The organism is Lentzea chajnantorensis, assembly GCF_054300775.1.
This window is the reverse complement of sequence record NZ_JBSDZT010000003.1, coordinates 1-5,747: the sequence shown is the minus strand read 5'-3', so window position 1 is coordinate 5,747 and position 5,747 is coordinate 1. Positions and strand designations below refer to the sequence as shown.

Genomic DNA, 5,747 nt, shown 5'->3' with positions numbered 1-5,747 from the left:
CTGGCGCACGTCCTTCACGCCGGTGATCAGGTAGCCGACCTCGCCGACGCCCAGGCCGCGGGACGGCTTCGGCTCCGGCGAGACGATGCCGACCTCGAGGATCTCGTGGGTGGCACGGGTCGACATCATCTTGATGCGCTCGCGCGGCGTGATCTTGCCGTCGACGACGCGGATGTAGGTGACGACGCCGCGGTAGGTGTCGTAGACCGAGTCGAAGATCATCGCGCGGGCCGGTGCGTCCGCCTCGCCCACGGGCGGCGGGACCAGCTTCACGACCTCGTCGAGCAGCGCCTCGACGCCGAGACCGGTCTTGGCGGAGACCCGCAGCACCTCGTCGGGCTCGCGGCCGACGATGTGCGCGATCTCCTTCGCGTACTTGTCCGGGTCCGCGGCGGGCAGGTCGATCTTGTTGAGCACCGGGATGATGGTGAGGTCCTTCTCCATGAAGGGCTTAACTACCGGGTTCGGAATGGGACCGGGTGTTTCCCCAACGCTATAACCACCGAAACACTATGAAATTACAACCAGCAACCCCGCAAGGGTCGCGATCGGTTCTGGTTGTTCTTCCAGAACCGCACAGTGGATGCGTAGCGTCTTCGTAACAAGCCCTCGGCCTCTCAGTACCGGTCAACTCCACACGTTACCGTGCTTCCATATCCGGCCTATCAACCCAGTCGTCTAACTGGGAGCCTTACCCTCTCATGGAGGTGGGAGTCCTCATCTCGAAGCAGGCTTCCCGCTTAGATGCTTTCAGCGGTTATCCCTCCCGAACGTAGCCAACCAGCCATGCCCTTGGCAGAACAACTGGCACACCAGAGGTTCGTCCGTCCCGGTCCTCTCGTACTAGGGACAGCCCTTCTCAAGACTCCTACGCGCACAGCGGATAGGGACCGAACTGTCTCACGACGTTCTAAACCCAGCTCGCGTACCGCTTTAATGGGCGAACAGCCCAACCCTTGGGACCGACTCCAGCCCCAGGATGCGACGAGCCGACATCGAGGTGCCAAACCCCCCCGTCGATATGGACTCTTGGGGAAGATCAGCCTGTTATCCCGGGGTACCTTTTATCCGTTGAGCGACGGCGCTTCCACAAGCCACCGCCGGATCACTAGTCCCGACTTTCGTCCCTGCTCGACCCGTCGGTCTCACAGTCAAGCTCCCTTGTGCACTTACACTCAACACCTGATTGCCAACCAGGCTAGGGAACCTTTGGGCGCCTCCGTTACTCTTTAGGAGGCAACCGCCCCAGTTAAACTACCCATCAGACACTGTCCCTGATCCGGATCACGGACCCAGGTTAGACATCCAGCACGACCAGACTGGTATTTCAACGACGACTCCACCACCGAACTGGCGTCCCCAGAGCTTCACAGTCTCCCAGCTATCCTACACAAGCCGAACCGAACACCAATATCAAACTGTAGTAAAGGTCCCGGGGTCTTTCCGTCCTGCTGCGCGAAACGAGCATCTTTACTCGTAGTGCAATTTCACCGGGCCTATGGTTGAGACAGTCGAGAAGTCGTTACGCCATTCGTGCAGGTCGGAACTTACCCGACAAGGAATTTCGCTACCTTAGGATGGTTATAGTTACCACCGCCGTTTACTGGCGCTTAAGTTCTCAGCTTCGCCACCCCGAAGAGTGACTAACCGGTCCCCTTAACGTTCCAGCACCGGGCAGGCGTCAGTCCGTATACATCGCCTTACGGCTTCGCACGGACCTGTGTTTTTAGTAAACAGTCGCTTCTCGCTGGTCTCTGCGGCCACCCCCCCCCAGCTCCCCAAAGGAGGCAAGTCCCCTCACCGGTTGTGGCCCCCCTTCTCCCGAAGTTACGGGGGCATTTTGCCGAGTTCCTTAACCATAGTTCACCCGAACGCCTCGGTATTCTCTACCTGACCACCTGAGTCGGTTTAGGGTACGGGCCGCCATGAAAACTCGCTAGAGGCTTTTCTCGACAGCATAGGATCAGTCCACTTCACCACAATCGGCTCGGCATCAGGTCTCAGACTATGTGCCCCAGGCGGATTTACCTACCTGACGTCCACCTACACCCTTACCCCGGGACAACCACCGCCCGGGATGGACTACCTTCCTGCGTCACCCCATCACTCAACACCTATAACCGCTTAGGGGCCGGCGGCTCCACCACTCCCCCTCACTCCCGAAGAGATCAGGAGGCCGCTTCAACGGCCTTAGCATCACGATGCTCGATGTTTGACGCCTTCACAGCGGGTACCGGAATATCAACCGGTTATCCATCGACTACGCCTGTCGGCCTCGCCTTAGGTCCCGACTTACCCTGGGCAGATCAGCTTGACCCAGGAACCCTTAGTCAATCGGCGCACACGTTTCTCACGTGTGAATCGCTACTCATGCCTGCATTCTCACTCGTGAACCGTCCACAACTGCCTTCCGGCGCTGCTTCACCCGGCACACGACGCTCCCCTACCCATCACAGCACCCGTTGGGGCTATCTGCTGCAATGACACGACTTCGGCGGTACGCTTGAGCCCCGCTACATTGTCGGCGCGGAATCACTAGACCAGTGAGCTATTACGCACTCTTTCAAGGGTGGCTGCTTCTAAGCCAACCTCCTGGTTGTCTCTGCGACTCCACATCCTTTCCCACTTAGCGTACGCTTAGGGGCCTTAGTCGATGCTCTGGGCTGTTTCCCTCTCGACCATGGAGCTTATCCCCCACATCTCACTGCCGCGCTCTCACTTACCCCGGCATTCGGAGTTTGGCTAAGGTCAGTAACCCGGTAGGGCCCATCGCCTATCCAGTGCTCTACCTCCGGCAAGAAACACACGACGCTGCACCTAAATGCATTTCGGGGAGAACCAGCTATCACGGAGTTTGATTGGCCTTTCACCCCCTAACCACAGGTCATCCCCCAGGTTTTCAACCCTGGTGGGTTCGGTCCTCCACGAAGTCTTACCTCCGCTTCAACCTGCCCATGGCTAGATCACTCCGCTTCGGGTCTTGAGCGTGCTACTGAAAACGCCCTATTCGGACTCGCTTTCGCTACGGCTTCCCCACCCGGGTTAACCTCGCAACACACCGCAAACTCGCAGGCTCATTCTTCAAAAGGCACGCAGTCACGAGACACCAAGCAAGCTTGATGTCCGACGCTCCCACGGCTTGTAGGCACACGGTTTCAGGTACTATTTCACTCCGCTCCCGCGGTACTTTTCACCATTCCCTCACGGTACTAGTCCGCTATCGGTCACCAGGGAATATTTAGGCTTAGCGGGTGGTCCCGCCAGATTCACACCGGATTTACTCGGGCCCCGTGCTACTTGGGTGTCTCACAAACGAGCCGCTGACGTTTTCGACTACGGGGGTCTTACCCTCTACGCCCGGACCTTTCTTTCCGCATGTCCTTTCACCTACATCAACGGTTTCTGACTCGCCTCATGGCCGGCAGACCATAAAGTGAGATCCCACAACCCCGTATGCGCAACCCCTGCCGGGTCTCACACGCATACGGTTTGGCCTCATCCGGTTTCGCTCGCCACTACTCCCGGAATCACGGTTGTTTTCTCTTCCTGCGGGTACTGAGATGTTTCACTTCCCCGCGTTCCCTCCACTTGCCCTATGTGTTCAGGCAAGGGTGACAGCCCATGACGACTGCCGGGTTTCCCCATTCGGACACCCCCGGATCAAAGCCTGGTTGACGACTCCCCGGGGCCTATCGTGGCCTCCCACGTCCTTCATCGGTTCCTGGTGCCAAGGCATCCACCGTGCGCCCTTAAAAACTTGGCCACAAGATGCTCGCGTCCACTGTGCAGTTCTCAAACAACACCAACCACCACCATCTTCCCCCCACCCCCCCCCCCGAGCCAGCAGCTCGAGTGCCACTGGGGCCGGACCACTGAAGGCAGCCATACGCGCCATACCCTCAGACACCCAACAGCGTGCCCGACACATCCGCTCTCCCGGTCCTCACGCCCCCCTTCCACGCCCCCGAAGAAACAGTACTTAGTGATCCATCCCAAGCCGAGTGTGCCGAGTAGTCAACGTTCCACCCATGAGCACACCAGTGCGAGACGTTCGCTCGCATGCTGGCCTCTGACCAACCGGAGGGTTGGGTGAGAAGCCCTGCTCCTTAGAAAGGAGGTGATCCAGCCGCACCTTCCGGTACGGCTACCTTGTTACGACTTCGTCCCAATCGCCAGTCCCACCTTCGACAGCTCCCTCCCACAAGGGGTTGGGCCACCGGCTTCGGGTGTTACCGACTTTCGTGACGTGACGGGCGGTGTGTACAAGGCCCGGGAACGTATTCACCGCAGCAATGCTGATCTGCGATTACTAGCAACTCCGACTTCATGGGGTCGAGTTGCAGACCCCAATCCGAACTGAGACCGGCTTTTTGAGATTCGCTCCACCTCACGGTATCGCAGCTCATTGTACCGGCCATTGTAGCACGTGTGCAGCCCAAGACATAAGGGGCATGATGACTTGACGTCGTCCCCACCTTCCTCCGAGTTGACCCCGGCGGTCTCCCGTGAGTCCCCAACACCCCGAAGGGCTTGCTGGCAACACAGGACAAGGGTTGCGCTCGTTGCGGGACTTAACCCAACATCTCACGACACGAGCTGACGACAGCCATGCACCACCTGTACACCAACCACAAGGGGGACCCTATCTCTAAGGCTTTCCGGTGTATGTCAAGCCTTGGTAAGGTTCTTCGCGTTGCGTCGAATTAAGCCACATGCTCCGCCGCTTGTGCGGGCCCCCGTCAATTCCTTTGAGTTTTAGCCTTGCGGCCGTACTCCCCAGGCGGGGCACTTAATGCGTTAGCTGCGGCACGGACAACGTGGAATGTCGCCCACACCTAGTGCCCACCGTTTACGGCGTGGACTACCAGGGTATCTAATCCTGTTCGCTCCCCACGCTTTCGCTCCTCAGCGTCAGTATCGGCCCAGAGATCCGCCTTCGCCACCGGTGTTCCTCCTGATATCTGCGCATTTCACCGCTACACCAGGAATTCCGATCTCCCCTACCGAACTCTAGCCTGCCCGTATCGACTGCAGACCCGGGGTTAAGCCCCGGGCTTTCACAACCGACGCGACAAGCCGCCTACGAGCTCTTTACGCCCAATAATTCCGGACAACGCTTGCGCCCTACGTATTACCGCGGCTGCTGGCACGTAGTTAGCCGGCGCTTCTTCTGCAGGTACCGTCACTTTCGCTTCTTCCCTGCTGAAAGAGGTTTACAACCCGAAGGCCGTCATCCCTCACGCGGCGTCGCTGCATCAGGCTTTCGCCCATTGTGCAATATTCCCCACTGCTGCCTCCCGTAGGAGTCTGGGCCGTGTCTCAGTCCCAGTGTGGCCGGTCGCCCTCTCAGGCCGGCTACCCGTCGTCGCCTTGGTGAGCCACTACCTCACCAACAAGCTGATAGGCCGCGGGCTCATCCTGCACCGCCGGAGCTTTCAACCCCTCCCCATGCGAGGAGAAGTATTATCCGGTATTAGACCCCGTTTCCAGGGCTTGTCCCAGAGTGCAGGGCAGATTGCCCACGTGTTACTCACCCGTTCGCCACTAATCCCCACCGAAGTGGTTCATCGTTCGACTTGCATGTGTTAAGCACGCCGCCAGCGTTCGTCCTGAGCCAGGATCAAACTCTCCAATAAGGATTGTGTTGATCGCTCCAGACGGAATATGTCTGGCAATCTGGTCTAGCTACTCAAAGGAATACTCCTGACGAGGAGTATTCATATTACTGGCTGTGTTATCGGCACGCT

At 58.6% G+C, this 5,747-nt stretch carries 3 rRNA genes and 1 pseudogene; all 4 read right to left on the bottom strand.

Features of this window, described 5'->3' with window-relative positions:
• Nucleotides 1–390 (bottom strand): annotated as a pseudogene (locus ACVDFE_RS41420) (elongation factor 4); the annotation flags it as partial.
• Nucleotides 384–507 (bottom strand): 5S ribosomal RNA (gene rrf / locus ACVDFE_RS41415). The gene rrf and the pseudogene ACVDFE_RS41420, both read right to left, overlap by 7 nt.
• 90 nt (nucleotides 508–597) lie before the next feature.
• Nucleotides 598–3,763, bottom strand: a 23S ribosomal RNA gene (locus ACVDFE_RS41410).
• Between the two features lie 347 nt (nucleotides 3,764–4,110).
• Nucleotides 4,111–5,636 (bottom strand): 16S ribosomal RNA (locus ACVDFE_RS41405).
• The 16S, 23S and 5S rRNA genes sit together here, the layout of an rRNA operon.
• Nucleotides 5,637–5,747: the final 111 nt, after the last annotated feature.